Annotated in this window: 30 protein-coding genes; 23 read left to right on the top strand and 7 right to left on the bottom strand. The window is 55.3% G+C overall.

Features of this window, described 5'->3' with window-relative positions:
• Positions 1–6: 6 nt before the first annotated feature.
• Together K3759_RS01255 and K3759_RS01250 are read right to left on the bottom strand one after the other, a co-directional pair.
• On the bottom strand, positions 7–834 hold the full coding sequence (locus K3759_RS01255; protein WP_259983831.1) for a hypothetical protein: 828 nt from the start codon (positions 832–834) through the stop codon (positions 7–9).
• Positions 831–1,919 carry a GSCFA domain-containing protein gene (locus K3759_RS01250; protein WP_259983830.1) on the bottom strand — a complete coding sequence of 363 codons (1,089 nt, stop codon included), beginning with the start codon at positions 1,917–1,919 and terminating at the stop codon, positions 831–833. The genes K3759_RS01255 and K3759_RS01250 overlap by 4 nt, the downstream gene beginning before the upstream one ends.
• Before the next feature lie 633 nt (positions 1,920–2,552).
• On the opposite strand from K3759_RS01250, the gene K3759_RS01245 reads away from it, so the two are divergent.
• On the top strand, positions 2,553–2,957 hold the full coding sequence (locus K3759_RS01245; protein ID WP_259983828.1) for a Rap1a/Tai family immunity protein: 405 nt from the start codon (positions 2,553–2,555) through the stop codon (positions 2,955–2,957).
• 392 nt (positions 2,958–3,349) lie between these two features.
• On the top strand, positions 3,350–3,916 hold the full coding sequence (locus K3759_RS01240; RefSeq protein WP_259983826.1) for a recombinase family protein: 567 nt from the start codon (positions 3,350–3,352) through the stop codon (positions 3,914–3,916).
• Positions 3,917–4,033: 117 nt separating this feature from the next.
• Here the strand turns inward: K3759_RS01240 and K3759_RS01235 are convergent, their stop codons facing one another.
• A complete protein-coding gene (locus tag K3759_RS01235) occupies positions 4,034–6,445 on the bottom strand; it encodes a nucleoside 2-deoxyribosyltransferase (RefSeq protein WP_259983824.1) in 2,412 nt (803 codons plus the stop codon).
• A 169-nt stretch (positions 6,446–6,614) separates the two neighbouring features.
• Between K3759_RS01235 and K3759_RS01230 the strand changes: the two genes are divergently transcribed.
• Complete coding sequence (locus tag K3759_RS01230) at positions 6,615–7,025, top strand: YecA family protein (RefSeq protein WP_259983822.1); 411 nt, start codon at positions 6,615–6,617, stop codon at positions 7,023–7,025.
• A 473-nt stretch (positions 7,026–7,498) separates the two neighbouring features.
• Here K3759_RS01230 and K3759_RS01225 read toward each other — a convergent pair whose 3' ends face one another.
• The 3 genes from K3759_RS01225 to K3759_RS01215 all read right to left on the bottom strand — a co-directional run bounded on the left by K3759_RS01225 (position 7,499) and on the right by K3759_RS01215 (position 9,360).
• Positions 7,499–7,894: a response regulator gene (locus K3759_RS01225; RefSeq protein WP_259983819.1), complete on the bottom strand. Its 396-nt coding sequence runs from the start codon at positions 7,892–7,894 to the stop codon at positions 7,499–7,501.
• 75 nt (positions 7,895–7,969) lie between these two features.
• Positions 7,970–8,149 (bottom strand): hypothetical protein, encoded by a 180-nt coding sequence (locus tag K3759_RS01220; RefSeq protein WP_259983817.1) that lies wholly within the window; start codon positions 8,147–8,149, stop codon positions 7,970–7,972.
• A gap of 128 nt (positions 8,150–8,277) precedes the next feature.
• Positions 8,278–9,360 (bottom strand): NAD(P)/FAD-dependent oxidoreductase, encoded by a 1,083-nt coding sequence (locus tag K3759_RS01215; RefSeq protein ID WP_259983815.1) that lies wholly within the window; start codon positions 9,358–9,360, stop codon positions 8,278–8,280.
• 254 nt (positions 9,361–9,614) lie between these two features.
• On the opposite strand from K3759_RS01215, the gene K3759_RS01210 reads away from it, so the two are divergent.
• The 19 genes from K3759_RS01210 to K3759_RS01120 all read left to right on the top strand — a co-directional run bounded on the left by K3759_RS01210 (position 9,615) and on the right by K3759_RS01120 (position 24,940).
• Positions 9,615–10,706, top strand: coding sequence for an ABC transporter ATP-binding protein (locus tag K3759_RS01210; protein WP_259983813.1), 1,092 nt, complete (start codon positions 9,615–9,617; stop codon positions 10,704–10,706).
• A 60-nt stretch (positions 10,707–10,766) separates the two neighbouring features.
• A complete protein-coding gene (locus K3759_RS01205; protein ID WP_259983811.1) occupies positions 10,767–11,810 on the top strand; it encodes an ABC transporter substrate-binding protein in 1,044 nt (347 codons plus the stop codon).
• Positions 11,811–11,858: 48 nt separating this feature from the next.
• On the top strand, positions 11,859–13,100 hold the full coding sequence (locus K3759_RS01200; RefSeq protein WP_259983809.1) for an ABC transporter permease: 1,242 nt from the start codon (positions 11,859–11,861) through the stop codon (positions 13,098–13,100).
• Positions 13,101–13,103: 3 nt separating this feature from the next.
• Entirely contained in the window at positions 13,104–13,952 is an 849-nt protein-coding gene (locus tag K3759_RS01195) for an ABC transporter permease (protein ID WP_259983807.1), read from the top strand.
• A 303-nt stretch (positions 13,953–14,255) separates the two neighbouring features.
• The gene (locus K3759_RS01190) at positions 14,256–15,530 is read left to right on the top strand and encodes an integrase family protein (RefSeq protein ID WP_259983806.1); all 1,275 of its coding nucleotides are present in this window, start codon (positions 14,256–14,258) and stop codon (positions 15,528–15,530) included.
• Positions 15,460–15,783, top strand: a complete 324-nt coding sequence (locus tag K3759_RS20225) for an AlpA family transcriptional regulator (protein ID WP_311199014.1) — start codon at positions 15,460–15,462, stop codon at positions 15,781–15,783. The genes K3759_RS01190 and K3759_RS20225 overlap by 71 nt, the downstream gene beginning before the upstream one ends.
• A 318-nt stretch (positions 15,784–16,101) precedes the next feature.
• A complete protein-coding gene (locus K3759_RS01180; RefSeq protein ID WP_259983803.1) occupies positions 16,102–16,749 on the top strand; it encodes a hypothetical protein in 648 nt (215 codons plus the stop codon).
• Positions 16,750–16,833: 84 nt separating this feature from the next.
• The gene (locus K3759_RS01175) at positions 16,834–17,058 is read left to right on the top strand and encodes a helix-turn-helix domain-containing protein (protein WP_259983802.1); all 225 of its coding nucleotides are present in this window, start codon (positions 16,834–16,836) and stop codon (positions 17,056–17,058) included.
• A gap of 121 nt (positions 17,059–17,179) precedes the next feature.
• On the top strand, positions 17,180–17,518 hold the full coding sequence (locus tag K3759_RS01170) for a hypothetical protein (RefSeq protein WP_259983801.1): 339 nt from the start codon (positions 17,180–17,182) through the stop codon (positions 17,516–17,518).
• Between the two features lie 100 nt (positions 17,519–17,618).
• Positions 17,619–18,059, top strand: coding sequence for a hypothetical protein (locus K3759_RS01165; protein ID WP_259983800.1), 441 nt, complete (start codon positions 17,619–17,621; stop codon positions 18,057–18,059).
• Positions 18,059–19,237 carry a helicase RepA family protein gene (locus K3759_RS01160; protein WP_259983798.1) on the top strand — a complete coding sequence of 393 codons (1,179 nt, stop codon included), beginning with the start codon at positions 18,059–18,061 and terminating at the stop codon, positions 19,235–19,237. The genes K3759_RS01165 and K3759_RS01160 overlap by 1 nt, the downstream gene beginning before the upstream one ends.
• A 187-nt stretch (positions 19,238–19,424) precedes the next feature.
• Complete coding sequence (locus tag K3759_RS01155; RefSeq protein ID WP_259983797.1) at positions 19,425–19,871, top strand: DUF5681 domain-containing protein; 447 nt, start codon at positions 19,425–19,427, stop codon at positions 19,869–19,871.
• Positions 19,868–20,146 carry a hypothetical protein gene (locus tag K3759_RS01150; RefSeq protein WP_259983796.1) on the top strand — a complete coding sequence of 93 codons (279 nt, stop codon included), beginning with the start codon at positions 19,868–19,870 and terminating at the stop codon, positions 20,144–20,146. Before K3759_RS01155 ends, K3759_RS01150 begins: the two co-directional genes overlap by 4 nt.
• Before the next feature lie 2 nt (positions 20,147–20,148).
• Positions 20,149–20,436 carry a hypothetical protein gene (locus tag K3759_RS01145; RefSeq protein ID WP_259983794.1) on the top strand — a complete coding sequence of 96 codons (288 nt, stop codon included), beginning with the start codon at positions 20,149–20,151 and terminating at the stop codon, positions 20,434–20,436.
• Positions 20,433–20,639: a hypothetical protein gene (locus tag K3759_RS01140; protein WP_259983793.1), complete on the top strand. Its 207-nt coding sequence runs from the start codon at positions 20,433–20,435 to the stop codon at positions 20,637–20,639. The genes K3759_RS01145 and K3759_RS01140 overlap by 4 nt, the downstream gene beginning before the upstream one ends.
• Positions 20,629–20,883, top strand: a complete 255-nt coding sequence (locus K3759_RS01135; RefSeq protein ID WP_259983792.1) for a hypothetical protein — start codon at positions 20,629–20,631, stop codon at positions 20,881–20,883. The genes K3759_RS01140 and K3759_RS01135 overlap by 11 nt, the downstream gene beginning before the upstream one ends.
• 26 nt (positions 20,884–20,909) lie before the next feature.
• Positions 20,910–21,041, top strand: coding sequence for a hypothetical protein (locus K3759_RS01130; RefSeq protein WP_259981387.1), 132 nt, complete (start codon positions 20,910–20,912; stop codon positions 21,039–21,041).
• Between the two features lie 9 nt (positions 21,042–21,050).
• Positions 21,051–22,388 (top strand): hypothetical protein, encoded by a 1,338-nt coding sequence (locus K3759_RS01125; RefSeq protein WP_259983791.1) that lies wholly within the window; start codon positions 21,051–21,053, stop codon positions 22,386–22,388.
• The gene (locus K3759_RS01120; protein WP_259983790.1) at positions 22,388–24,940 is read left to right on the top strand and encodes a hypothetical protein; all 2,553 of its coding nucleotides are present in this window, start codon (positions 22,388–22,390) and stop codon (positions 24,938–24,940) included. Before K3759_RS01125 ends, K3759_RS01120 begins: the two co-directional genes overlap by 1 nt.
• A 70-nt stretch (positions 24,941–25,010) precedes the next feature.
• On the opposite strand, the gene K3759_RS01115 is transcribed toward K3759_RS01120, so the two are convergent.
• The gene (locus tag K3759_RS01115) at positions 25,011–25,535 is read right to left on the bottom strand and encodes a nicotinate phosphoribosyltransferase (protein WP_259983789.1); all 525 of its coding nucleotides are present in this window, start codon (positions 25,533–25,535) and stop codon (positions 25,011–25,013) included.
• Positions 25,536–25,700: 165 nt separating this feature from the next.
• Here K3759_RS01115 and K3759_RS01110 point away from each other — a divergent pair, with 165 nt between their 5' ends.
• Positions 25,701–25,985, top strand: a complete 285-nt coding sequence (locus K3759_RS01110) for a response regulator (protein ID WP_259983788.1) — start codon at positions 25,701–25,703, stop codon at positions 25,983–25,985.
• Positions 25,986–26,714 lie beyond the last annotated feature (729 nt).

Here is a 26,714-nt window from a genome sequence, read left to right as displayed (position 1 = left end):
GTGTCCCTACCGGACCAGTTGTCGAAATTTACGTATCAATCTCTGATGAAATGCCAAAGAGCTATTCTGCAGAAGATAAGCTGCTCTTTTTTCCGCTTGCATTTCCAGCCATTCGTCTGCCTCAGCGGGCCGAGTCCGTAACCACATTTCGACTTCTCGGATCATTATTTTTCCGAACACTGCGTTTGCATGATGGGAGTCCTTAGGGTCCTTGTGACGGTATTTCGCAAGCATAAAACCCTCTGCATCCAAACACCTTTCAGGCACCTGGATAACATGCACATTGCTTCTCTCCATCACAGTGGTCATGATTTTCTGATAGGTTGCAAACATTTTCAACGCGTCATTAGCAGGATGAAATGACATTATCGGATGATCGCGAAACAACGAAGGCGGAGCAACCGCGATAACGCGCGTCCCACTGCGATGGAGTATTTCTATAAGCTCTATAACGTATTTCTGGTCTTCAAGAACGAGACGCTCAAAAAGTGCCAAGGACATCGGGCGTAATCCGTCCACAGAGGTTTCTAGGCTAATTTTCTGTGCAACGAGTTGATACATTACTCTAAGGGGCCACAAGGGCATGGATAATCCCAAGGTCCCGAAACGACGCGCCTTGGGCGGTAACTGCCTGAACGCTAACTTGTATTCAGAATTGGTAATTTTTGCAAAGTCACCTTCATTGGAGAAGAATGGAGTTGGCAGAATGTGCCCTCCTCCCAAACGCTTCAGAGCAATAGTCACGTCCTGAGCTAGTTCACCGCGCGCCTGCATAGCGCGATGCGCTTGCAAAAGTGCCGTAATGTGAGAGTCCCCGATCAAAAGCGCATTCACGACCGACCTCCAGCATATGACCCCAGGAGTTCTTCGTCACACCGAATATTTTCCGCCTTCTGTGCAGCTTCCACCTTAGCTATATGTGAAAGCGATGTATTAGAGGCTAGCGGTTGCTTTCCGACGTACTCATGGGCGGGCGGTACGTGCTGAGAAAAAAAAGTCTGCATTACTTGGGCTACACCCTCTGTGGTTACCCCGCGCCAATCTGCATCAAAGAATGATCCCTGCATGAACGGCGAAGTAATAATTTCGAACGAAGGGAAATAGTCCACGTAATCGTAGACGTCATAGAGTTCCCCTGCCGCCGCGCGCAGGATCGCTTTCGAATGCGCGGTCGCTACGGCAACCTGATGGCCGGTCGCAGTTGCAGCCAAGGGCACCGGACTGACTGTGAGCAAAAACTTCAATGTCGGATTGATCTCACGGGCCAAGCTGAAAAACGTGTGCATATCCTCGAGCACCGCAGAAACTGAAAGATTCTCAAAAACATGTTTTTGTGGATCATAGCTACCCCCTGCTGTGCCCGGGCAAAGCGGAAAATTTGCCCCATCTTCCCGCCCAGACCAAGACTCAGTCAGACCAAGCGTAAACACGAACACCTCTGCGGAGCGAAACATTTGCGCTACGCAGTCAAGATGGTAGGCACGCTGAGCCTCCAGTTCTCGAACAGTGGAAAATGGCTCGGGTTCGATAGTCGGGCGGAATGGATCTACGACGCCATCACCCCTACGCCAGACACATTCGACCGGCGAAAACATACCAAACGCACGCTTAAACAGCTGCAAAAGCTGCCGCGACGTATAAACGTTTCCATACCGCGCCGAGTACATATCATAGCCGAAGTCATACCGCATCTTTTCCGAAAGCATATTCGGCGCGGGTTCGGCATCAAGATAGTTAAATTTCTTTTCGCGTAGATTACGGCCAATATGTTGAGCGAAACAACTCCCCGCAGTCGCGATCTTACTTTCTGCAATTTCAAAGCGCTTTGAGTACCAGCTCCTAATGTGTGCTGAAGGAACCGAAGAAATAGTTTTTCTCCAAAACGCACTGTCGGGTTGCTTGTGGTAGGGATGTGTCAAAGAAATGCACCATCTATAAATTCGAATTCTTCATCCAGTTACTTACTTGCTAGCAACGATTATTTCATTCACGACTTATTCATACTGTCAACCCGCCAGCTCTCTAAAACCCAAAGCACGCTATGCTGACGACCCGCCACAATGCAGCAGGATACAAGTTCGGAGTATATGCGACTATACAGGACCTCAAGAAAGATCACCGACATGGCTAGGGTGCGCTGCCTCTCGCCGATCCACTCATTTTTTGCAATTAGTCGCTTCCTGTTGAAGATACTCAAATATTACGGTGTCACAAGTTCTTGCCGAAATCTCCGCACGTGCTGCCAGGTTTTGGCTAGGTTCGACTTAGCGAGCGTCCGTACGCAGTGCGGTATCCAGTAAATTGGGCCTAAAGCGGTCGCTAGCTGCGCATCGCAGGATCATCCCCTGTGTGGACAAAGCGACCATTCCTGATGTCGTCGGACCTCAGCGCTGTTTACTGGACGCTGACGCATGGCGAAATTGAAACTAGAAACCCTTTGCAGAGTGCACTGGTCGAGCAAGAAAATGGGCACCACCCGGAAAACTGGCTTGTTTCTCGCACTGCTGCGACCCTACATTTCCTCAGCAGACTAGCCATATAAGGATTTTCGGATGAAACCAGCGATAAAGAGCACTTCTATTCTTTGTGCTGCTTTCGTAATAGTTGCCTTTTCTCCGGATCGCGGTGCCGGAGAGGTAGGGTATAAAACGATTGGCGATTTGAGGGCAAACTGCCAGTTTGTAAACCAAAAATGGGAAGAGTTAGACAGACAAGAAATGATTCAGTCCACCGACTGTGCTAGTTTCCTGAAAGGTGTATCCGAACTAATGATGACCATATGTCTGTCAGATAAAGGGACTGTTCCGCCAACGCTTAAGGCTGATCCAAACCACACCTTGAGAGCGATTTCCCAGGGTTTCCTTAATTGGGCTGATGAGAATCCTAGTAGATGGTCCGATCCACGCCAAGTTGGAGTATACGAAGCAATAAGTTCTCAATTTCCATGCGAGAATTGACTAGGCTTCGATCTGCAAAGTTCATATTTTGAGCGTCTCGAATGGGCTCGAAGCAGACCTTCACTAAATTGAATGGCCGCAACATACCAAACCCCCAATATCGGCGACCGAAGTTTTTAATGACGCACTAAAAAATTCGGAAACAATAACAGCAATAAACCCCCGTTTTTTTGAACTTACCCTAAAACAGCCCCTACCCCCTCGAATCCGTAAAAGAAATGCGACGGGTTTAAGCGTGCCCCCGACTATTAACTCCCACATGCCAATAGGCCTTGCCCACGTGTCAGACCAACGATGTATCGGAATAGGCAGACAATGAAGTCGATTTCGGCTTTTGGCAGACACTCTGCCGCAACTTCGTAGACATCATTGGCAGACAAGGAGGGCACAAGATGCTTGTAGGATATGCACGTACGTCGACACTCGAACAGAAAGCAGGATTCGATTCTCAGAGAGAGGCATTGGAGGCTGTTGGGTGTAACAGGGTATGGGAAGAGCAAAGGAGCTCTGTAGGACCTCGTGAGGCGCTCTCAGAGGCCATCAGCTTCTGTCGGGAGGGTGACATCTTCGTTGTGACCAAGCTGGATCGCTTGGCTAGGTCCGTAAGACACCTTGGGGAGATCGTTGAGGAACTCGAACATAAGGGCGTCGACCTGAAAGTCTTAGACCTAGGCTTGGATACAACGAGAGCGACTGGAAAGCTGATGCTTAATGTTCTTGGTTCAGTCGCTCAATTCGAGCGTGAGATGATGTTGGAACGTCAGAAAGAAGGCATCGCCAAGGCAAAAAGGGAAGGCAAGTACAAGGGACGGATGCCTACTGCAATGGCGAAAAGTTCCCAAGCTGAAGAACTGCTTCGGAGAGGGTTGACTAAACGACAGGTAGCGAAAGAACTATCCATCTCAGAAAGGTCAGTACATCGGATTGTCGAGCGAACTAAACAGACAAGACCAAGCTAATCCCGTACAGCGATGTATTTCACCAACTAGGCCAAAGGGGAATCCTTAACGCCCTTTGGCCTGAACTATGAGCAATCAAAGGAAAACAACGTCCGTCACATGGAGAGCATCCACGATCTACATCAGTGTAAGTGAACTTCTGAATGCAGGATGAATAGAGAAAGTCGTCTGAGAACCGGTTTTTCGGATATGAGCGAGCATTAATCGGATTTCGTAACTGTAATCAAAGATATACTTTTCCTCTTGCATGACTACAATGCCTAAGAAACCGTAATAAATTAACCTTTCCACGACCCTCTCGCGCTCATCATGTCTAACGCCCGACCGATCAAGCACTTCATACAGGTCTGATGTAGTCAACTTTTGCTTAGAGTGAACGAAGTCCCACAAAAGTGTGTCATACGCAGGAAGTACGTCTTCCATCTCTCTCGACAACTCAACAAGAAGATCGGTCGAGTACGACTCCAAGCCCTTCGTCAAATCGTCTTCTTCGATACGCACATGCTGACGGTTGATAGCCACACTGCGGCAATGATTTATCAGGTTGAGGAGATTTCTTGGCCGCATCATCGACCTCCCAATAACGAACTCCGATGTCTCCTCGCCGAAGTAATGCGAGCAGAACAGAGACGCCCAAGCGTCTTCAAAGTTCATATTTTCCAAGCTAGGATTATCAACCAAGCGCAGCCTTAGCATTTCCCGCAATTGATCTGGGTCCTGCCAGTCAATTCGATTAGGTTGCTCCTTTCCAAAGTCGCTGGTTCGCGATACCAGTTCTGTGTAAATATCATCTCTAATAAATACTATGGTATTAAGATTTAACTGGGCTCGGTCAAACGATCGTCCTAGCTTTCGGGCAGCGTCAATAAGCGAACGTAGAATAGTGAAATCTACGTCTTCGAGTCCATGCGTAGGCCAGCCCCTATCGAGATTATCAAAGAGAACCCATGTATCCTCTTTATTTTTCAGATAGTCGAACAAGCATGCTCTGAAACGCTTAATGTCTACAGCGTAAATCTTGTTGGTTAGCTCGTTACCTTTAAAGCCACCGGTCATGAAATCGCGGTCTGTGGAAAGCGAACCGGCCAAGCCCACCGAGAATTTATGCAACCTTTCGCTGAAGTCGGAATCCCCAAGGTCGCTATACTCGGCTACCAGTTCTGATAAAGCCTCATAACCTTCAGTTAGGCGTTGATCTCGGGAGTACAGCTTCCTGTCATTTTCCACGACCTTTGTCGCAACCTCTAGTAGCAGCAAGTATTCCCAGAAGGCCATTGCAACATGTAGACCCTGACCTGTTGAGAGGTGCACCAGCACATCTTCCCTAAGCTTCACCAACTGGTAGCCCTCTGGTTTAAGATCAACAACTGTCGCTTTTTTATTGCTCCTTACAGAATTCCTTATTCTGGCCCAAATAGCCGTCTTCCCCGACCCCTTCCGCCCAACAATTGTTCTGACGTCGCCTTTCATCGCAGCCGAAAATGTTGCTGATTGAAGAAAGTATCGGTTCAATGACCGCATTTCGTTTTCGGCAGCCGGATCGCCTAAATCAATTTCGGCAACCTTGTTCGGCTTTCGTGGACTGACTTGTCGGATTTCCTGAAGGGCTTCAGCCACGCACGGTACGAAATCAACCATGCCATCATCGATGTCCTCCGGTCGTGCCACCTGAATCGTCGAATTGCGAAAATCAAGCGGCACTAATACACCCGTCGGGGCGAATATTACCGTTGCAATACGAAGGGCATGAGCTAGTCCAGCGCAGAAAGCAGTTCTGACATTGTGCCGCGTAGCAAACTCCTCATCTTCACCCCGCCACTCAAGCACCACCCCCAGTGAGCTCGCGATGTTTTCAATAGCAGCTGGCGCAGATAGCCTGATCTCTTCAGAGGGGCTAAAACTACGGAAAACAAGCCTACTTTTTTTGATCCTTGATGTTATCCGTTGCGACGTTTCATTTGGTCTCGCGCATCCAACCACATACAGAGGCTGACTTTTATTCTTCTCATAGTTGATCTCTAGCTTTCGGTTAGACAAGTCAGCAGTAACTTTGCTGGCAAACTCGAAGGCCGTACTGTAAGTATCATAGCCAAGAGTATCGAAAATCCCAATCTTGTTAAGTTCCGTGGAGGTTACGTCCGATTCGGCGTTGCGAACGATAATTACCCGCTTACCTAGCCCAATTGCGTATCCAATCTCGTACACCACGTTGACGTTAAGCGACGTGATGTCAGCAACGACGTATGGAGCGGCCTCTATCCCTTCGATGATGGGCTGCACAAGATCTAGCCCCACAATGTCATTCTGAGCCCAAGTCTTGAACTGCGGTCTATCGTTGAACTTGCTAGCTATCTCGCAACCTTCTTCAATTTTCCTCCTAACTTCCGGTGGGGTGGAGGCATATGCGACAAAAACTTCTGACGAGTTAGACAAAATTAGAACCTGTGCTACTATAAATCTGTGATGAAAAACCGCACGTGCTTGACGGACCTGCGGAACACTCAAACTCAAGGTGCACAGATGTAACATTTCATACAACCAGAAAGTTACTCGAACCGCAGGCGCATAACCTGCGGTTTTTCTTTTGGTTCTATGTCTCTGCACTTCGTTTTCTGATATGGAGACTGAATGCTCCTAAAGCATTACTGCAGCCAGCCTTTTGCTTTTTATAAAGGAGTGCACTCATGAGCTGCTTCGAATGAAAGAGCTTGCGAATTTAGACACCTTTCTCAGCTCAGATGAGAGCCCTGATGACTGCATGATGCTTTCTGATTTGGACGGCTATCTGACCGGGATTGCATGCTCGCCTGAGGTGATCCCAGAGCCCGAGTGGATGGCACTGGCTCTCGGTGGAACGCTGGTGGAGGTGCCTGAATGGGTCAAACAAACGATTGGCGCGTTGTTCGGGAACATACTTCAAAAACTGCAGAACGATCCACCATTCGTGAAACCCATCTTCTGGTTAGCGCCAGAAGGAGACGCGATCGCAATGGATTGGTGCGCTGGCTTTATCGACGCAGTCTCCCTAAGGCCAAGGAAGCGGCTTAGGCTTACCGAGAGCGGTACACAGGGCCATCTGATGCCCCCCCATGCTCCACATGCTGGATGACGTCGGGAGCTCTCTAATGGGCATCCCTCAAGAAGACCTCAACCAAACCTTAGAAGGGGCAGCAGAAGCCATTCCGGAAGCTGTATTTGGCATTTATCTATTCTGGCCGGAAGGTGCTTGACACAAGGCGGGTAAACAAACGGCCAGCGTGTGTGGTAAGTGTGTGTGGTCGAGCAACTGGATGACCGCCTAACTATCTAATATTGATGGAGAAATTATATCAACCACTCGCTGGCGGAGGAGGTGGGATTCTCAGCCTAAATCAAGAAAATAGGTCCACAAACGGGTCCACAGTCACGGGGTACACCCAGTTAAGCAATTGATATATAATGCATTACAAGAGACGGGAGCTCCTCTCCTGGGCACCAATATTCCCCGACAAATGATTGACGGAAAACAGGGTTTTAACCAAACCCATCGCTGAATGGCCCAACAAGGCTTCACGCAACCAATCCGCACGCAGGCACCCTTCCCTATTGAACGGTGATCCTCGTCTTTTGCATCGATAGACGCAGCCGTCGCCCAAGTTCAGGCAAACTAAAAGGCTTTTTCAAACAGTCACTTGCCCCCGCCGCCAAGGCACGGCGCAAGAGATCAGCGTCTTTCCGGGACGATATCATGACGACAGGGGTATCGTCGTAGAACGACAGACCTCTGACTTGGCTACAAAACTCAAGCCCGTCCATCGCTGGCATCATAAAATCTGTGATAATGACGTCCGCTACAATCCGCTCGTTTATCATATCCTGCAAAGCTTGGACCGGGCACTCATAGTCCGCCACACAAGAAAATCCGACCTCGGCGAGGGACGCTTGAATGAACTGCCGCGCGATGTCTGAGTCGTCGATAACGATAGCGTTCCAAGTCATCTTCCCAAGCCTTCCACGCTGGATCAAACCCCGAGGCTCACAGTAGGGGTGAGAAAGCTAATTTGGCGTAAACCCCTAGATGCGTTTACCGACAAAGAGTGCAGATGCGGCCCGCACGCAGGCGATATCGCCCTTTTGCCAGACAAGCTCGCCCTGCGCGGTGGCGTATTTCCCCATGCTGACGCAGGCTGTGATTGATGTAATCTCTGTCGCGCCTTTGGCGGCTTCGAAGATGCTGCTGAACTGGATGGACATGACTTATGCTCCTAAGTTGAACTGCTTCAACCTTCACACAAGTCACCGAACAATGCCTGCTGGCTTCGGGATAACAGCTCTATTCTTCGGTATATGCGGGGCCCCTTCCAGACCGCCGCCCCGTCCAATTAGGGGCGGTTGAGCAGCTTTTGGTACTTCGACACAAAAAGATGCGCGCCTTTCATCTTTTGCGTGATCCAATCGCCAACGGTGAACAGCAGCAGAAAGCTATTACCACGCTCCGGCCCCAAGGGCAGTAAGATTGGCGCTTCGGATCCCCATGGACGATAGGTTTTCATATCTACCAGCTTGCGCCCCGTGATCAGCCCCGTGAGCGTCCTTTTCAACCACGGCAATTGGCGGCTGACCGCGACGATAGTCATATTGTCACCGGGGTCCGCCACATCCCCGGCGGCAAAGACATTCGGCAGGGTCGACGGGCGCAGATAGCCGTCAGTCTTGATCCGCTCTGCCACAGTCACCTCTGCGCCCGGCAGGCCTTTCAGCAGGTCAGAGCAGGCCCGTGCCCCGAGAACGGGAAAGATCAGATCAAACGCCCGCTCAGTTCCATCGCCAAAGGTGACACTGCCCGCATGCGGCTCGGTTTTTGAGGCAAGCCCTTCGGCCTTTTCACCGAGTATGAGCTCAACCCCACCGGTCTTCAACTTTCGGCTCAGCGCAGACCCAAGACTTTCGGGCTTTGCCGCAAAGAGCTTGTCGTCCATTGTAATCACGGTGATTTTCTTATCCGGCATGGCATGGGCAATCTCACCGGCAAGTTCAACACCCACTGCCCCCGCGCCGATGATGCCCACGGTCTTTGCCGATGACAGCTTTTCGCGCGTCTCTTGGTTCGCGGCCCGCAGCCCGTCGACGTCTGCACCTTTGGGCTTGAACGGGGCCGCATACTCCGACCCCGTGGCAACGATGATGTAATCCGCTTCAACCCGCGTGCCGTCATCTAGGGTGACACCGTCCCCATCGATCTCCTTCGCCCGCGCCGCGACCACGCGACCGCGTTTCAGTAAACGGCCATAAGGGATCAGCGATTCCTCAACCAAACTCGGTTGCACCAAGGCGCGGATCATCGCCGGGGCATGTACAAAATGACTGCGCTGTTCGATCAGGGTGACATCGGCAATGTCATCCATGACCTTAGCAAGCTCAGCGCCGAGATATCCGCCCCCTACGATTGCGATACGTTTGCCCATCGGTGCCGTCTCCTTCTGGTCCTGTCAGATTTAGGGTGCGCGTGCCCCATGCAGTTAGGTACCGACATAGGCACTCTTTCCAAGATTTCCCGCTGCGCCCGTACAAATCCCATCCCCATTGCCACAAAAGCGGTCACATGCGCGCAGGATAGGCACCTGAAGAGCGGACGCGATTCTCTTAAGCGATACAACATATTGTTTAGAATCATCGCACCTGTTTAACTCCCCCCAGCGACAGGGAGAGCCGCGGCACAATGAAAGACACCAAAGCAGAGACTTTTCTGCGTTTTGATAACGTAAAGAAGAGCTACGATCAGGAAAACCTCGTCGTTAAAAGCTTCGACATGGATGTGCAGGAGGGGGAGTTCATCACCCTTCTTGGCCCCTCCGGGTCGGGCAAAACCACCGTTCTGATGATGTTGGCGGGGTTTGAGAGCGTCACTTCGGGCGATATCGCAATTAACGGTAAATCGATCAACAAGACCGCGCCGAACAAGCGCAACATCGGCATGGTGTTCCAGAACTATGCGCTATTCCCGCATATGACGGTGGCCGAAAACCTCGCCTATCCACTGAGCGTGCGCAAAATGTCCAAGGCGGATATCAAAGAGCGTGTGGCGGAGTATCTGGCATTGGTCGAACTGTCGGCCTTCGGCGACCGCCGCCCCGGCCAACTGTCGGGCGGCCAGCGGCAGCGCGTGGCACTGGCCCGTGCGATGATCTTCCAGCCGACGCTGATCCTGATGGACGAACCCTTGGGCGCGCTCGACAAGAACCTGCGCGAACAAATGCAGTTTGAGATCACGCGCCTGCACAAGCAGATCGGCTTTACCGTCATCTACGTCACCCACGACCAGACCGAGGCACTCTCGATGTCGGACCGGATCGCCGTTTTCAACGATGGCGTAGTGCAGCAATGCGCGCCCCCGGCGGAACTTTACGAGCGCCCCGTGAACGCCTTTGTGGCTGAGTTCATCGGTGAGAATAACTTCGTGCAGGGCAAGGTCAGCAAGATCGAAGGTGAGATCGCCAAGGTCGAGACTGACACTGGCACCATCACGACCCAAACCTCCGAAGGGCTGACCGAAGGGGCCGCCTGCCGCGTCTCAATCCGGCCCGAGAAACTGTTCATTCACCCCACGACCCATGCGCATGACAACGCGCTGACGGCGACCTTTGTCACGCGGATCTATGTGGGCGATTTCATCCGCTATTATTTCCGCCTGCCAGACGGCACCGACATTATCGTCAAAGTGCTCAATGACCTGTCCGCGCCAGAGTTCGAAGACGGCGCAACCGCACAGCTGTTGTCCCTGACGAAAGATTGCATCGCCTTTGCCAATTAAGGGCGACCGGGGGCAAACCGGGGCCCTGCATAAAACCTGGACATGACAAGGAGAGACCCGATGAAGAAACATCTGACGTATCTGGCCACGACGGCGCTGCTTGCCAGCCCCGTTCTGGCCGAGGATTTGACGGTGACGTCCTTCGGCGGCGCTTATGGCGCGGCACAGATGGAGCACATGATCGAGCCCTACATGAAGGAATCCGGTACCAACGTCCTGTTCGAAGACTACGGCGGCGGCGTTGCTGAGATGAAGGCACAGGTCGAGGCCGGTAATATCCTGTGGGATGTGGTCGACATCGAAGTGATCGACCTCGAGCGCGCCTGCGCCGAAGGTTATCTCGAAGTGATCGACCAATCCGTTCTGCCCGATGGCGATGATGGCACTCCGGCGGCGGATGACTTCATCGAAGATGCGCTGGCCAATGAATGCGGTGTGGGCAATATCGTTTGGTCCGTCGTCTTTGCCGTGAACACCGAGAACGGCGAAGGCCCCAAGACCATCGAAGACTTCTTTGACACCGAGAAGTTCCCCGGCAAACGCGGTCTGCGCAAGCGGCCTCAGGTGAACATGGAATGGGCGCTGCTGGCTGACGGCGTCGCCCCCGAAGAAGTCTATGAGGTGCTGGCCACCCCCGAAGGGCAAGAACGCGCTTTTGCCAAGCTCGACACCATCAAGGACGAGATCACTTGGTACGACAGCTGGTCTCAGGCCCCCGTTCTGCTGAACGACGGCGGTGCCACCATGGTGCAATCCGCCAACGGTCGTATCTTTGCCGCGATCAAGGATGATGGCGCACCCTTCGAGATCGTCTGGGACAGCCACATTTATGACCTCGACGTCTGGGCAATCATGAAAGGCACCAAGAAAAAAGACCTCGCGATGGAGTTCATCAAGTTCGCCACCGGCACCGTGCCGCTGTCGGGCATGCAGGACGTGGCTTATGGCCCGACCCGCAACTCCGCTCAGGCGCTGCTGCCGGATGAGGTCAAGCAGGATCTGCCGACCGCCCACCTTGACGAAGGCGTGAAGGCCGATGGTATCTTCTGGGCCGACTATGGCGAAAGCCTGGGCGAGAAGTTCAACGAATGGCTGCTGCAATAATCACCCTGCCCCGCGCCTTTTCGGGCGCGGGGAACCCAGCCCTTACAGATGAGTGATCGTGTGCCCAGCCTGAACACCGAAGACGCCGCCAACGCCCGTCGCCAATTGCGCAGACGCCGCACACAGGCGTTTCTGTTCGTGGTGCCGCTGCTGGTCTTTATCCTTTTTGCCTTCGTGGCCCCGATCACCACGATGCTGTTTCGCAGTGTGCATAACCCCACCGTGGCCGAACTGGTCCCCGACACCTTGGCCATGCTCGAAGACTGGGAAGGTGAGACCCTGCCTGACCCCGCTGTGGTGACGCAAATGGCCATCGACATGAAGCGCATGGCGGGCAACCGCACCTCCGGCAAATTCGCCGATGAGATCAACCGCGCCCTGCCGGGCATGTCGAGCGTGATCAAATCCACCGCCCGCGGGCTGCGCCGGGCCGATGATGCCGAGCTGGCCGCCAATGGGGCCGAGATGCTGCTGGCCGAGAACGACCGTTGGGCCAAACCCGCCACATGGCGCGCCATCCGCAGCGCCGGGCAGGTCTATACCTCAAGCTATTACCTCACCGCCGTCGATCTGGAATATGACGCCGAGGGTGAGGTCGTCATGCGCGACACGCAAATTTACAAACAACTCTATACCAAGACGCTAAAAATGGCGCTGATTATCACCGGGCTGACCATACTGCTGGGCTATCCGCTGGCCTTCTACATGTCCCAAGCCTCTCCCGCGACGGCGAACTTCCTCATGGTCTTTGTGCTGCTGCCCTTCTGGACCTCGCTTCTGGTGCGCACGACCGCTTGGATCGCACTGTTGCAAGCGGGCGGCGTGGTGAACTCCACGCTGATTTGGGCGGGGCTAATCAATGAGCCGATCGAGCTTCTCTACAACGAGTTTTCCACCATCCTCGCCATGACCCACATCCTGCTGCCCTTCATGGTGCTGCCGCTCTATGCGGTGATGCGCGGGATTGATGCGAGCTTCATGCGTGCCGCAATCTCGATGGGCAGCAACCCGATTGGCGCGTGGTACAAGATCTACCTGCCTATGAGCCTGCCGGGCCTGTCTGCTGGCGCGCTCTTGGTCTTCATCATCTCCGTGGGGTACTACATCACCCCGGCGCTGGTCGGCGGCACCGACGGGCAGATGATTTCCAACATCATCGCCTTCCACATGCAGGTGTCCAACAACTGGGAACTGGCGGCGGCCTTGGGCTCGCTCCTGCTGATCCTGATCCTTGTCCTCTACTGGCTGTTCGACCGTTTTGTCGGCACCGACAACCTCAAGCTGGGATAGACCATGAGCCGACTGCCCGACTATTACACGATCTGGCACAAAGCAGGCCACTACGGGTTGCGCATCATGGCGGGCTTGGTGCTGGTGTTCCTGATGATGCCGATTCTGGTCATCATGCCGCTGTCGTTCAATGCCGAGCCGTTTTTCACATTCACCCAAGGCATGCTCTCGCTCGACCCGGGCGCCTATTCAACGCGCTGGTACCAAGAGATCGTCGATGATCAGAAATGGCGCATCGCGATCCGCAACAGCTTCCTTGTGGGCATCGCTGCGGCCAGCATTGCGACGGTGCTGGGCACGCTGGCGGCGGTCGGGTTATCCTCGCCCTTCATGCCCTACAAACGGGTCATCACCGCGCTGCTGCTCTCGCCGATGATCGTGCCGCTGATCATCATCGCGGCTGGGATGTTCTTTTTCTACACTCAGTTCAATCTAGTGGGCACCTTCACCGGGCTGATCATCGCCCACGCTGCCCTTGGCGTGCCTTTTGTCATCATCACTGTGACCGCCACGCTCAGTGGCTTTGACCGCTCACTCTTCATTGCGGGGCTGAGCCTTGGGGCATCGCCGCTCAAAGTCTTCTGGGACGTGGTTATTCCGCTCATCCGCCCCGGCGTGATCTCGGGCGGGCTATTTGCCTTTGTGACCTCCTTTGACGAGGTGGTGCTGGTGCTCTTCCTCGCGGGTCCTGAGCAGCGCACGATTCCGCGCCAGATGTTCTCGGGCCTGCGCGAACAAATCAACCCGACGATTCTCGCGGTGGCGACGCTGCTGGTGGTGCTCTCGGCGACGATGCTTTTTGTGCTCGAAGCGCTGCGGCGGCGCTCGGCTCGGCTGCGGGGGCAGGAATAGGCGAAACCGCGTTCACGGCACCAAACACCTGATCTTCAACACTAGGAAGGAGGATGAGTGGTGAGCCGTGATGGGTTCGAACCATCGACCTACTGATTAAAAGTCAGTTGCTCTGCGATTTTCACGTGATCTCATGAGATGTCATTCGATGTCAGGGAATGCGGCAATCCACCTATATACCTGTTTTTAATGTTTGATCTGGCGTCTCAGGAAGTCCTATTGTATCTTATCCGGTCTCAGGACATCGCAAAGCAATTGTCCCCCAAGTGTCCCCCAAGGGCCGAACTGTCCTAAGGAGATGATATGGCCCAAGTACTCACAGACGTTTTTCTAAGGAAGATAAAGCCCCCGACCGAGGGTCGCGACGAATACTCGGACACGCTTCGCCAAGGTTTGCGACTTAGAGTTCTGCCATCCGGGCGGCGCACTTGGATGTATGAAAAGCGCGTTCGCGGCGGAGTAAAGCGGAAGCACACACTCGGAACGTATCCCGCCATGTCCATCAAAGAGGCTCGGGACGCTGCACTTGAGCTTCAGCTGGAGGCGGAACGGGGTATCGACCGGATACTTGATGCGCAGGAGGCCGAGAAGCAAAGAACCCGGACCTTGAGCACTCAAAAGACCGTCCGAGAGGTTCTGAAAATTCATGATGAAGTACACTGTTCAACCTTGAAGTCTGGCAAGGAGCGGATGCGCGGTCTGAATGAAGCGCTTGCGCCGCACTTGGATGACCGCCTCGAAGATTTGGACAGGTCGATCCTGCAATCCATCGTCGACAAAAAGGCAAGGTCCGGCGCACCGGTTCAGGCAAACAGGATTGCCGCATATCTCGGCAAGTTTTCAAAATTCGCATGGCAGCGCGGGTATCAGACGACCCACATTGGACACTGCTTGGAGAAGCCCAGAAAGGAGGTCCCGCGCGACCGAGTGCTTACCTTGAAAGAAATGCGAAATATCCAACGTGCGTCCTTTGAAATGGGTCCGTTATGGGGTCCACTGCTGAGGCTGCTCATTGCGACCGCGCAGAGGCGGCATCAAATCGGCAACTTGAAATGGCGTGAAATCTCCTTCGATGAGCAGCAGATAAATTTTGGTGCAGGCCGAACTAAAAACAATGAGTGGAACCATTTCGTCCACCTTCCCAGCTTATGTGTCCACGAGTTGAGAAGCATGAGGGAAGCCGCCGCAAGCCGATGGGGTTCTGAAGGCTTAAACGACCGATATATTTTCACGACGACAGGGCGCACACCACCGTCTGGATACTCCAAGTTCAAGCAAAGGCTGGATAAAGCGCTTGGTCCAGAGATGGAGCATTGGACATTCCATGACTTGAGAACCGGGTTTGCTACCGTGATGTGCGAAGCAGGTGCAGATGAGATCATTGTAGACCGCATTATGAACCATGCGGCGGTATCATCAGCGCCGAGCGCAGTCGCGCGAATTTATAACCGCGCCAAGAATAGTGGAGCACGACGCGAGATTATCGATAACTGGCACAAAGTGCTCAATGAGGTTCCGCCTTCTGACGGTACAACGGTCGTTGGCATCCACCAAGGCTCTGGTGCAAGGCGTGCGTAATTCTCACTCCTTAAATTTCGCCTTAACCGCAACCTGCTACGAATGGCATCATTCATTTAACAAAGAGATAACGATGACTGATAAAATTCTACGCTGCCGAGACGTTCAGGAGGTGACTGGTCTTAGCAGGTCCACGATTTACCGCATGATGAGCCGGGATGATTTCCCGAAGGCTACCAAGCTGGGGGTTCGCGCCGTCGGTTGGCGGCAGAGCGCTTTGGATAGCTGGATTGAGGGGCGATGCGATGAATAGTCAGTGCGTCCGGACGATTCCAATCACCGAGAACGGGCAGCATTTCCCTGAAGCTGGGAGGCTCATTTTGGGCTACATGCTATACCCGAACTGCGAAACAAGCGCCCATGCAGACCGAGAAGCAGCGGAAGCGGCATTGGGCCACGCAATCGGGACCGATAATGAGCGGGCTTATGCCCAATCAGACCTGTTCGAACGTCGCAGGTTTCTTATGAAGCAATGGGGGAGGTTTTGGACCGTCTCCGAAGCCGATGTAGTGAGGGTTTCTCATTGGGCAGGTTGATAAAAGCGCAAATTGATTGGGGCTGTCCCGATGGGATGAGCGCCGACGACTGCCCAAATCCTCTTGGTTGGTGCGAAAGCAGGTGGCGCTGGGAGTTTTTGAGACGTTCGCCTAAAGTAAGGAGCGCGTTTTCTCTTGCGCTCTGCAAGCGATACCAATCCAAAAAGATGGAAATACCTAACGGTTACATGGCTCTTGAAGAGAATCTAGAGCTTGTTCTTGCAATCTCCCCACAGGAGGCTGCGCGGGTTGGCTACGCCGCCCTACCCAACCCAGTGAATCCGGATTCCTTTAACTTACTTGATCATCAAACCCTTAGCTTCCACGAAGCGAGGCGAATAACATTATGGGACCTTGAGTTAGTTGCGGCGGGAGCGAACGAAGCATTAGATGTTTTTTCAGTGAACCAGCTGCCGATTATCTTTGACCCTAGTGCGCCTATAGCCCCTCAACTAGAGGGGCTTGCTGAATATTTGTTGAGCTTTCGGCACCCTTCCGTCCGCGACGACCCCCGGAAACAACGCGGCGACCTTTGGTTTTCTTATCTGCGGATACTAGACGCCCGCGAAGCAGGCTATACGTATGCCCAGTGCGCCGAGCGCCTTTGTGGCGGCACGACAGCGAGCGACCAAACAGCAAGGGATCGTGTAAGAGCGGCTCAACGCCTTCAAGACCGCATGTGATCTAAGCTCCCGCTTCCTTTCACATTAGAAAGCATACAGCAGCTTAAGGCATAATTGGGACATTCCAAGAAAGGAGTGATCCAAATGCCGAACGATAAACAAACAGATGTAAAGAACTGGCCCCCACACATGCGGGTTTCGCAGGCATCGGCCTACTCAGGTGTCAGCGTGTCGCACCTTGCCAAATTGCGCATGGAGGTCAATCGCGGGAAAGGCCCCGTCTACTCTAAAGTTGCTGGCTGTGTCGTCTACCGCAAAGCTGACCTCGACAAATGGCTCGCTGATAACCTCATTGGCGCAGCTGCCTAGAAGAAAACCCCCACCCGCAAGGCGATGCAGGCAGAGGGCAATTTCTTTTCGTGAGTCCGGCAAGACACACTTAGGATAACCCAAAGCCGCACGCCTTTCAATCCTGAAAGGAACGCGGAAAATGACTAATCAACTTAACTTCGAGCCGAAGCCCCGCTGGATACTCTCGGTGCGTGATCTGCCGAACGAACGTGGACGCGCCCGCTATCAGGTTACCGGTGCTGATGGGCAGACCGCAGAAATCGTCCTGGACAAGCGCAAGCGCCAAGTTGTGGATGCGCTCCTGTCTGGCGAACTCTATTGCGCCTCGACTGTTCGGATTGGCGATATCGTCTTTCGGCTGAAAGAGGACAACGGCCTTCACGCCGAAACCAAAACTCTCTCGAACGGGCGAAAGTACTACACCCTGCAAGGCAAGGTCCAATTCTTGGGGCCGATCAGCAAGGAGGGCGTATGCTGATGGCCCTCAAAGTCCAGATTACCCGCTTGCAACGCCTCTATGGCCTTACCGCAACCCAAGCCCGCCTTGTCGCTGGCCTGCACTACGGGGAGGGCGTTTGATGGACGGGTTGCATATGCCCGCGAACGACCGGGGCCATTGCGCCTCGGTCAACCGCACGGCGCACCGTATCGATTGCGTATCCCGGTCTCTTGGGTACTGTATGCTGCTGGATAACCTCGACGCGTGGCTTGGCCTCGCCTGCATCCTGCGCGCACGTCTCAGCCCTACAGAGCGCGCAGCGCTGGCCTATGTAGCGCTGAAGGCATTGTCGCTAGAGAACGCACAGGCTGTCGCAGATGCGGCGCTGGGTGACGCTGTGCCCTCGACAGCGGGGCAGCCCGTCGCTCCATTGTTCAACCACATGGACGAGGCGGCATTCTGGGCTGATATGGCAGCACCTGACGAGCGGGAGGCCTATTGCCTCGCCAGCTTCAAGGCGATGCCCTACGAGCGCCAGTCGGCCTTCCTCGACTTCGTACAAGGGAGGCAGGCAGCTTGATGCGTGATTTCACAGCAATGGCAGTGCAACTGGATCAGCACCGGGCGGAGCATCCGACCGACGCTCACCGCTTGCCGACGCCTTTCATCTGGCAGGACCCCAATAGCCTGCCCCGCCGCCCGTGGGTTTACGGGCGGCACCTTCTGCGCAAGCAGGTCGCGGTGACCGTTGCCCCCGGTGGCGTGGGCAAGTCGTCTCTGACCATCGTAGAAGGGCTTGCGATGGTTTCTGAGCGGGAACTGCTGGGGGAGTGGACAGCCAAAGGCTTAAAAGTCTGGCTCTACAACCTCGAAGACCCGCGCGATGAGATGAACCTGCGGATCACAGCGGCTATGCAGCATCATGATGTGCAGCCTGATGAAGTTGAAGGGAGGCTGTTCGTCGACACCGGGCGGGAACGTGAGCTTTGCACCGCCGTGCAGACCCGTGAAAGCGTGGTGATCGTAAAGCCTGAGATTGAAGAACTGGCTCGGGAAATCGCTGAACGGCAAATTGACGTGATGGTCGTTGACCCGTTCGTGTCGTCGCATCAGGCCGGTGAGAATGACAACGTCGCCATTGATCTCATTGCCAAGGAATGGGCGCGTCTGGCGGATCGATGCAACTGCGCGATTGAACTGGTCCACCATACCCGCAAGACCAACGGCGTAGAGGCCACCTCAGAGGACAGCAGGGGCGGTTCAGCCCTTCTGGCGGCTGCACGGTCTGGCCGGGTCCTCAACCGCATGACAGCGGACGAGAGAGAGCAAGCGGGCATTCAGCCTGATGACCTCACCACCTACTTCACCGTGACCCGCGACAAGTCCAACCTTGCCCCTGTGGGCAAGCGCACGTGGCGGCGTATGGTCTCCGTGGAGTTGGCGAACGGCGAAAGCGTCGGCGTGGCCGAGGTCTGGGAATGGCCGGACACCTTCGACGGCTTCACCAGCAAGGACCTGCTGGCCGTGCAGCATGCCATTGAGGGCAAGCACCCGCGCTACTCGGATCAGTCGGGCAAAGATTGGGCCGGGGTCATCGTTGCCGAGGTGCTGGGGCTGGACGCTACGAATGACAAGCGTCGGATCAGGAAGATGATCGAGGCTTGGCTGCATTCCGGAGCGCTCATCAAGTCGCCGATCATCGACGCAAACAGACGCACGCGACCCTGCCTAGAGGTCGGCGAATGGGCGTCCGAATGAACTGCTACACCACCCCTAAAACAGTGGTGGAGCAGGGTGGAGCAAACACCCCCCTAAACCACTGCTACACCACCCCTCCCCCTAAAGGGGGGGAGGGTGGTGGTGGAGCGGCTAGTGGTCTCCCTGAGGTGGTGGAGCAAATCGGCGGGTTCAAACCCCTTACACATTCTCAGAAAGGGCATGCGATATGAGCAAGAGCAACAACCGAAACAGCGGCGAGAAAACGGAAGGCCGGAACGCTGACGGCACCTTCGCCCCCGGCAATCCCGGCAAGCCTAAAGGATCGCGCCATAGAGCCACACAGGCCATTGAGGCGATGTTAGAGGGGCAGCAGGAGGCATTGACGCAAGCGGCGATAGACAAGGCGCTGGAAGGCGATGTCACGGCTCTGCGCCTCTGTCTCGACCGGATCGCGCCTGCCCGCAAGGATGCTCCGGTATCCTTTGCCTTGCCAGAGATTGAAACGGCTGAGGACGCAGCCAAGGCCGCTCGGGCCATTCTCAAAGCAATTGCTGACGGAGACGTGACCCCGCTGGAGGCAGCGACCGTCATGGCCGTGGTTGAGCAGTTCCGCCGCACCTTGGAAACCACAGAGATTGAACGCCGGATCACGGCATTGGAGGCAAGCAAATGAGCAGCACGAAACACAGACTTCGGGAACTTGAGCGCGGCAATCAACGCTTTGAAGTGCGACTGACCTCACTGACCTTCGACAATGGCGGTGACACCGCTCAGGAGGGCAGTCAGACAGCCGCCTTCCGCTGCGATGGCTCTATCTTTGAAATCGCCCGAACTCCCGGCGAAGACGCAGAAGCGTTTGCGCGCAGAGCAGAGGCCGAGGGTATAGCGCTGGCGCGGGCTGAATATCCCAAGGCCATCATATTAGCCCCCGGCGCAGAGGACCTTTAACCATGACACGAGAAAGCAGAGTGCAGCGTCTTGAAACGGCCTTCGGAGCGCCGCGCAAGACCATACTAGCTGTTGTCCCAGAGGCTTGGGATAAGGACGAGGTACAGGCAGGCATTGCCAGACTTCGGCAAACGTTTGCGCTGCCCTCCACGTGGGAGGTCAGTCTGAAACGGGATCAGAACATCACCGCTGAACGCCTGCTGTTCGCGGGCAGCCTAGATGCCTTGTTCAAGCACGTTGCCAAACACAGCGACAGGATCGGCGTATCAATGCGGGAGGGGCAGGCATGAACCTCACATCGAGACTTCATTATCTGGAAATCAAGAAACCAAAGACCGCGACGGGGGATGCGAAGCTGAGGCTTGAGCGGCATCTTCAAACCATTGCTGATCGACGCGCGCCGCCCACCCTCGAAGAACAGCAGGCTGCGAAAGATTGGCTTGCCAACGAATGGCCGCAGCATCTGGAAAGGATACGCCGCAATGCAGATTAAGAACCGCATCTCCCGCCTAGAGGGTCACCACGCTGGCGCAGAAGAAATAGGCCCGGTTGTTGTACATTTCGTCAGCCCTGTTGAGGGCGAGGGCTATGGCATGGGTTATGCAACTTTTCTCGGCACAGGCATTCCCCAAATTTGGCGGGATGAGGGCGAAACCCGAGAGGAATTTGAAGCCCGAGCTGATCAGATTTGGAGCACGCGGGACCGTAAAGCACGTGACCGTAGTGAGGTAATATGATACCATCAACCAAAGGAGCGCGCGCCATGAATGACCCCGTAAAAGAACCCGCCCAGAACACGGAAAAGACGATGGGCGACATCATGCGCGAGATCATGGCTTGGCCTCTCCCAGCCTTGCCGCGCCCAACCCACAACGCCCCCGAGCGCAACCAGTAGGAAACAAGCATGTCACTGGACCCCCGTATCATCCTCGCCGGAACTCAGCCCGACTTCGTGAACGTGCTTGCGCGCTCCGATCAGGCTGCGCAGCAGAAGAACGAGTTTCAGCGCACCAACGCGCTCAACAGCCTCTATCAGGAGCAAGGACCGCAGATTGCCGCAGGCGATCAGAATGCGCTTAACGCCCTAGCCGGGTTCGACCCCAAAGCCGCCCTTGGCGTACAGTCCGCCCGTCAGAACATGCGGATCAACGAGGAGGAGCTAAGTCTCCGCAAACAGTCTGCCGCACGAGAGTCGGCGAAGTGGGCACAGACGCAAGACGACCGCACCAAGGCAGAGCAGGCCCAAAAAATGCGTCAGGGGCTTATGGCTGCGGGTTCTGCGTTTGAAGCGGGGGACCAAGCGGGGCTTGACCGTATCTTGCAGGGGTATGGCGTTGAGCCTGTGCCGCTGGCTGAGTTCCCCTATCTTGCCGCGCAAGTGGAGGGAGCGCTTGAGGGGCTTTCTGCGGCAGGCCAGTTTAGCAAACCGCCCGCGCCGAAGTGGAAAGTGACCGACAGCGGGCAGGCAATCAATGAACTTGACCCGTTGGCCGGGGCACAGGACATTCCGAACTTTGAGGCGAATCCAAAGACGTCCGCCGCAGAGCAGAAGATTGAGCGTATCATCTCTGAGTATGGCGTTGACCGGCGCACCGCTGTCGGGATTGTGGACGGCGTCTTGAACGTCTCCCGCCACCCGCTCGACGGCTCGGTTGTCGTCACAGACCTTGCGACAAATCAGGTGGTCACACCGCAGCAGGCAGAACCCACGCCTCCGCCGGGTGGGTTGCCAGAGCGCACCAATTCATTCGAAGGCACGAACCCTCGTGGCGCGGTTGGTTTACCCGGCGTTGCGGCATCCCTCGCAAACACCATTCTCGACAGCGTGGGCCTTGGTCAGGCGGCACCGGACATTGACCGCGCGCAGACTGCAATGGACAGCCTTGCTACACGAACCGTGCAGGGGCTTTCAGCGCAGTGGCCGGGGCGTCCTTCCAACCTCACCCGCGAGATGATCGACAACATGACCGTGCGGCCCGGTGACTTTACGACTGGCCCCGGCAGAGCGGCAAACAAAGTTGCCGACATGAAGCGCGAAATCGAGCGGGCGATTGCCTCTGCCCACGAGGTTGCCAGCAGCCAAGGCAAGTACAGCAAGACGCAGATAGCCGAAGCGCAAGCGGCCTTGAACGACCTGTTGCCGCTCTACCAAGACTACATCGACCTTGGCAGTGCTCTCGGCGGCCATGCTGGCGCGGGCGAAGGGCAGACCAAAAGCGGCATCAAATGGAGCGTTGAATAATGGCAACTCTGAACATTGAAGGCCGCAAGGTCAAAGTTGACGATAGCTTTCTGAGACTGTCGCCGGAGCAGCAAGAGGCAACGATTGAAGAAATTGCGTCCAGCCTTGGCGTGAAGGGCGCGCAGCATCCGATCATGTCTCAGGTGAACCGGGGCATTGCCGATGGCGTGGGCGGGCTAGTGGATCTGATCAACCCGTTTGATGGCGACGAATTTGGCTTTTCCACCGGGTCGGCCAAGGATGGATTGCGCGGTGCCATGGAGGCAAGTGGCGTTGAGGTGGCCCAAGGCGAAGCGGAGGGGTTTGCTGACAACTTCTGGCGGGGCGCCGGAACAGGTGCTGCCGGGATGGTTCCCGCTGCCAAAGGTCTGCAACTGGCGCAGCGTGCCCCCGGTATGGTCGGGGCCATTGCCCAACGGCTTGCCCCTCAGGCAGCGACGACAGGGGGCGCAGCCACTGAAATGCTCGCCGCTGGCACAGGTCGAGGGTCGGGCGAGTTGCTTGAACAAGCAGGCGCGCCTGAATGGGCGCAGCAGACTGCGGAAATTGCCGCCCCTGCTGTTGCCTTGCCTGCCCTTGGGGCCACCGCGCGTGGCGCTGGTCGTGTCGCTTCCAAAGCCCCCGGCGCAGCACTTGCCCGCAGAACGGCTCAGGAGGTCAAGCGAGGCGTGTTGCCTATGACCCAACAGGGAGCCGAGGAAGTGGCCGCAGAACGCCTGAGAGGCCTCGTAGGGGGCGAGGAGCGCGCGGCAGAGCTAGGGCGCCGGATTGAGGCTGACAACGACCTAGGGCTTACGCCCGCGCAGCAGACGGGCGATCCTAACCTTCTGGGGCTTGAAGCGCAGGCGATGCGTGAAAACCCGCTTCTGCGCGAGGCCTTGGAAGCCAACAAAGCCGCATCACGGCAAAAGGCGGCAACCGCTATCGATGCCACCACCGGCGATGTGCAGGACGCGACAGGCTACTTTGAACGCAGGCTTGATGGGTTCCGGAAAAGTCTGAACGCGCAAGCTATCTGGGTCAAGGCAAAAGCTGGCGCGACTGAGGCAGGCACAACGCCCAATGCCACCGAGACGGAGAACTCAATACGGGTAGTCGATGCTATCCAAGGTCAGCTTGATGTCGCGTTGAAGCGTGAAGGCGCATTGTGGGGCGCTGTTCCCCGAGGGGCGAAGGTGAGCACCGACAATGCCCGCGCTGCCGCCCAGAAGGTTACCGACAGCATTCCCTATGCGCAGCGGGAGGATATCCCCAAAGCCGTCAGCGATATTCTGAGCGCCGATGTCTATGCCGAGGGGGCGACCGTCAACGACATGCACGGAGCCTATTCTAAGCTGCGACAGGTGGCTCGTTCAGCAATGGCGGGGACCGATCAGAACAAGAACCGTGCCCGCATCGCCAATGAGGTCGCAGAGGCCATCTTGAAAGACCTAGGGGCAGTCGATGGGGCAACGGATATTGGCCGCAAGATCAACGCGGCCCGCGCCTACAGCCGTGCTCTTCATGAGACCTTTGATCAAGGGACAGTCGGCAAAGTCTTGAACCGCACGATTGACGGGGACGGCACCATAGCACCTGAAACAGCTTTGGGGCGCACGGTGGGACGTGGCGGCGCTGTAGCGAAGGTTTCCGCCGAGGATTTGGAAAAGGCGGCACCCGAGGGCGGCGCGGCTATCGGTGACTTCCTCAAGGGGCGGTTTGCGGCTACCATGCGAGACGCCAGCGGCACCTATACGCCGAAGCGGGCGCGGGAGTGGATGCGCAACAACAGCGAACTTATGGGGCGCTATCCCGAACTGCGGGGCGAATTTGCGAAGGCTTTGCAGAGCAGCGATAGTGCATCTGCGTTTGCGGCGCGGGCCGAAGCCTGGATCAAGCTGGCTGACAAGAGCGCAGCGGCTCAGTTTGCGGGGACTAGGGATGGCAAAGCGGTCCTATCGATCATCGGTGCGGACAATCCGGCGAAGCAGGCCCGAGCGGTCGTATCCACCGCCCGCAAGGACCCGACTGGGAAGGCTTTGGCAGGCGTTAAGGCTGCTTTTTCTGATCACCTGATTGGCGGTGCGACCTCGAAGGATGGTGCTCTGTCCGGCAAGGGCCTGCTGGCACTGATGCAGGACAAGCAAATGCAATCTGCCATGGCGCAGGTGTTCAACAGCGGAGAAGTCGCGCGCTTGCGTAGGATCGCCGTTCAATTGGCCAAGGTGGACGCGAAGCCAGCCGCTGACGTGGGCAATGTGATGGACAGCCCCGCGAACAAGATGGTCGAGATGGTCGTCAGGATTGCCGCAGCACGGCATGGCGGCAGCATGGGTGGCGGGTCCATGGGTGGCAGCATCCAGACCGCAAATATCTTCACAGAGCGCGCCCGCAAGGCGCTGCGCAACTTGACCAACGATAGGGCGAGGCAACTGCTGTTGGACGCGGTAGAGGACCCGGAACTGTTCAAGGAGTTGCTGCGGACGCCTGCAAGTATTCGGCTGGCGGGGCCGAAGAAAAGCAGGCTTGCGCCTTACTTGATTGGTGCCGGGGCAGCGGCGGCTCTGGAATAAACCAAAACGCCACGCTGTATTATGCAGCGTGGCGTAAGGTGCCTAGGGTGTCACACGTGACATGGCTGCATTACTGGCTGTCGTCTACCACCAAGGTGATTTCACCAGAATTGGCGGAGTTGACTGCAACCACCTGATCAACCGAATATCCTTCGGCCTCCAACGCGGCCATCAACTCTGCGTTTGCCTCAATCTCCGTGCGCAGGTCAGCAATGCTTTCTTCCTGCTTACTCAGAGCATTGTCTAAAGCGCTTGCGTTCTCCGCAGCTTCACCTTTCAGATCAGATAGCAGTGTGATCGTCGCGTCAGCTTCCGCGTCAAGGCCGGACACTACATCCGCAGATACCTCGGAACTCTGGAGGCCGGAGATCAGCTGTCCATAGTTCCCCTTCGCAGCTTTGGAATTGCCTTTGTCTGCGGCGACGTTGCTGTTGCCAGATGCATTGGTCGACGCATCTGCACCTACACTCGCTCCTGCATTAACGTCAGCCCCAACACCAGCGTTTCCATCGGTGCTGGCGGTTTGAGCGAAAGCGGCTGTGGAAACTGTCGTGGCCATCAGTACGGACATCAGAGTTTTCATATTCATTGACATAGTGGTTCCTCCTTCATTCTGCCCATGGGGTTACGGGCAGGGTAAGGCTGGAACTTCGATGGGTTGCCTTAGTTCCGGCGTGGTTTTAACGCTTGGCAAGATAGCGCCAGATAGCATTCATTTCGGCGAAACCTTGCTACCAAAATGGACAGCAGAAAGGACGATATGATTAAGCTCTTACTTGTCGAAAATGACTTAGACATTTGTGAATTAGTGAGGCTTTCGTTAGAACTCCATGGTGAATTCGATGTGGTCGATTGCTCTTCAGGAGAGGAAGCACTCCGCATAGTTGGCGACTATAGGCCGGATGTTTTCTTGCTCGATTTCATGATGCCTGAAATGTCCGGTCCGCAGGTGCTTAAGAGGTTTCGTGAAGTTCCGGAGCTTGCAGACGTGCCTGCATTTTTCTTACTGCCCGAACATGGGAAGCCACTAAATCCGAATTGCTAGATTTGGGGGCCAAGGAAGTTATCTATAAGCCATTCAAGCCCACTATACTTGGCGCTCAAGTAAAAGCAGCAATAGGTCGATGATGGCACCTCGGACCCCCATTAGGTTTTTTTCTGTGCCGCCTATCTTACCTTGTGTTCACGCTCATGCCGCATGGTTAAGGAGGAGCACTAGAGACATCACGGCTGCGACCCCTGCGATATATAGTCGTAAGAATTTCATGCCATCATCCATGACAGTGATGATAGTTAACCTGTGTTGTATTGACCAGAGACAACCACAAGCAGCGAAGTGTAACACTTTTCTGGAGTTTGGTTATTAGAACACCGCAGAAAAGTATCGCAACATTGGAGAAACCCCGCTTCCGATGTTGTGTTACATTCCTCCGGTCTTGTCGTACTCAAACTAGGGAGTAACGGGGGGAGGACGGTCATTCACTCCGCACACCAAAAATCAGAATGTGTAATCAGCTGGCCCTGGTCGCCCGCTCACCGTCTGCCGGAAGTTGGGAATTGAGAGTTAGACATAAGCCACATGTTCGGTCGCCCACCATTCAGAATCTAACGAGAGGGGTTGCGCAAACGAACCCCCCATCCGCCGCCATTTTCAGGAATGAAGTCAACGCCAGCAGCTTCCAAGGCAGATATAACGCCCCGCTCTACGTCCTCTGAGACAAGCCCTTTGTGACTAGCCTTCGCTTCGAGCCTTCTTAGGGTGATTAGGGGGATA

It is taken from the genome of Sulfitobacter sp. W027, from assembly GCF_025143985.1.
Lineage (GTDB): Bacteria > Pseudomonadota > Alphaproteobacteria > Rhodobacterales > Rhodobacteraceae > Sulfitobacter.
The sequence above is the reverse complement of the archived record's forward strand: the minus strand, read 5'-3'. Positions and strand labels throughout refer to the sequence as shown.

Bases quoted from the DNA above. Each gene is read 5' to 3' on its own strand.
- K3759_RS01245 (WP_259983828.1), top strand. From the start codon at position 2,553: ATGAAACCAGCGATAAAGAGCACTTCTATTCTTTGTGCTGCTTTCGTA.
- K3759_RS01240 (WP_259983826.1), top strand. From the start codon at position 3,350: ATGCTTGTAGGATATGCACGTACGTCGACACTCGAACAGAAAGCAGGA.
- K3759_RS01235 (WP_259983824.1), bottom strand. From the start codon at position 6,445: ATGTTACATCTGTGCACCTTGAGTTTGAGTGTTCCGCAGGTCCGTCAA.
- K3759_RS01230 (WP_259983822.1), top strand. From the start codon at position 6,615: ATGAAAGAGCTTGCGAATTTAGACACCTTTCTCAGCTCAGATGAGAGC.
- K3759_RS01225 (WP_259983819.1), bottom strand. From the start codon at position 7,894: ATGACTTGGAACGCTATCGTTATCGACGACTCAGACATCGCGCGGCAG.
- K3759_RS01220 (WP_259983817.1), bottom strand. From the start codon at position 8,149: ATGTCCATCCAGTTCAGCAGCATCTTCGAAGCCGCCAAAGGCGCGACA.
- K3759_RS01215 (WP_259983815.1), bottom strand. From the start codon at position 9,360: ATGGGCAAACGTATCGCAATCGTAGGGGGCGGATATCTCGGCGCTGAG.
- K3759_RS01210 (WP_259983813.1), top strand. From the start codon at position 9,615: ATGAAAGACACCAAAGCAGAGACTTTTCTGCGTTTTGATAACGTAAAG.
- K3759_RS01205 (WP_259983811.1), top strand. From the start codon at position 10,767: ATGAAGAAACATCTGACGTATCTGGCCACGACGGCGCTGCTTGCCAGC.
- K3759_RS01200 (WP_259983809.1), top strand. From the start codon at position 11,859: ATGAGTGATCGTGTGCCCAGCCTGAACACCGAAGACGCCGCCAACGCC.
- K3759_RS01195 (WP_259983807.1), top strand. From the start codon at position 13,104: ATGAGCCGACTGCCCGACTATTACACGATCTGGCACAAAGCAGGCCAC.
- K3759_RS01190 (WP_259983806.1), top strand. From the start codon at position 14,256: ATGGCCCAAGTACTCACAGACGTTTTTCTAAGGAAGATAAAGCCCCCG.
- K3759_RS20225 (WP_311199014.1), top strand. From the start codon at position 15,460: ATGAGGTTCCGCCTTCTGACGGTACAACGGTCGTTGGCATCCACCAAG.
- K3759_RS01180 (WP_259983803.1), top strand. From the start codon at position 16,102: ATGAGCGCCGACGACTGCCCAAATCCTCTTGGTTGGTGCGAAAGCAGG.
- K3759_RS01175 (WP_259983802.1), top strand. From the start codon at position 16,834: ATGCCGAACGATAAACAAACAGATGTAAAGAACTGGCCCCCACACATG.
- K3759_RS01170 (WP_259983801.1), top strand. From the start codon at position 17,180: ATGACTAATCAACTTAACTTCGAGCCGAAGCCCCGCTGGATACTCTCG.
- K3759_RS01165 (WP_259983800.1), top strand. From the start codon at position 17,619: ATGGACGGGTTGCATATGCCCGCGAACGACCGGGGCCATTGCGCCTCG.
- K3759_RS01160 (WP_259983798.1), top strand. From the start codon at position 18,059: ATGCGTGATTTCACAGCAATGGCAGTGCAACTGGATCAGCACCGGGCG.
- K3759_RS01155 (WP_259983797.1), top strand. From the start codon at position 19,425: ATGAGCAAGAGCAACAACCGAAACAGCGGCGAGAAAACGGAAGGCCGG.
- K3759_RS01150 (WP_259983796.1), top strand. From the start codon at position 19,868: ATGAGCAGCACGAAACACAGACTTCGGGAACTTGAGCGCGGCAATCAA.
- K3759_RS01145 (WP_259983794.1), top strand. From the start codon at position 20,149: ATGACACGAGAAAGCAGAGTGCAGCGTCTTGAAACGGCCTTCGGAGCG.
- K3759_RS01140 (WP_259983793.1), top strand. From the start codon at position 20,433: ATGAACCTCACATCGAGACTTCATTATCTGGAAATCAAGAAACCAAAG.
- K3759_RS01135 (WP_259983792.1), top strand. From the start codon at position 20,629: ATGCAGATTAAGAACCGCATCTCCCGCCTAGAGGGTCACCACGCTGGC.
- K3759_RS01130 (WP_259981387.1), top strand. From the start codon at position 20,910: ATGAATGACCCCGTAAAAGAACCCGCCCAGAACACGGAAAAGACGATG.
- K3759_RS01125 (WP_259983791.1), top strand. From the start codon at position 21,051: ATGTCACTGGACCCCCGTATCATCCTCGCCGGAACTCAGCCCGACTTC.
- K3759_RS01120 (WP_259983790.1), top strand. From the start codon at position 22,388: ATGGCAACTCTGAACATTGAAGGCCGCAAGGTCAAAGTTGACGATAGC.
- K3759_RS01115 (WP_259983789.1), bottom strand. From the start codon at position 25,535: ATGTCAATGAATATGAAAACTCTGATGTCCGTACTGATGGCCACGACA.
- K3759_RS01110 (WP_259983788.1), top strand. From the start codon at position 25,701: ATGATTAAGCTCTTACTTGTCGAAAATGACTTAGACATTTGTGAATTA.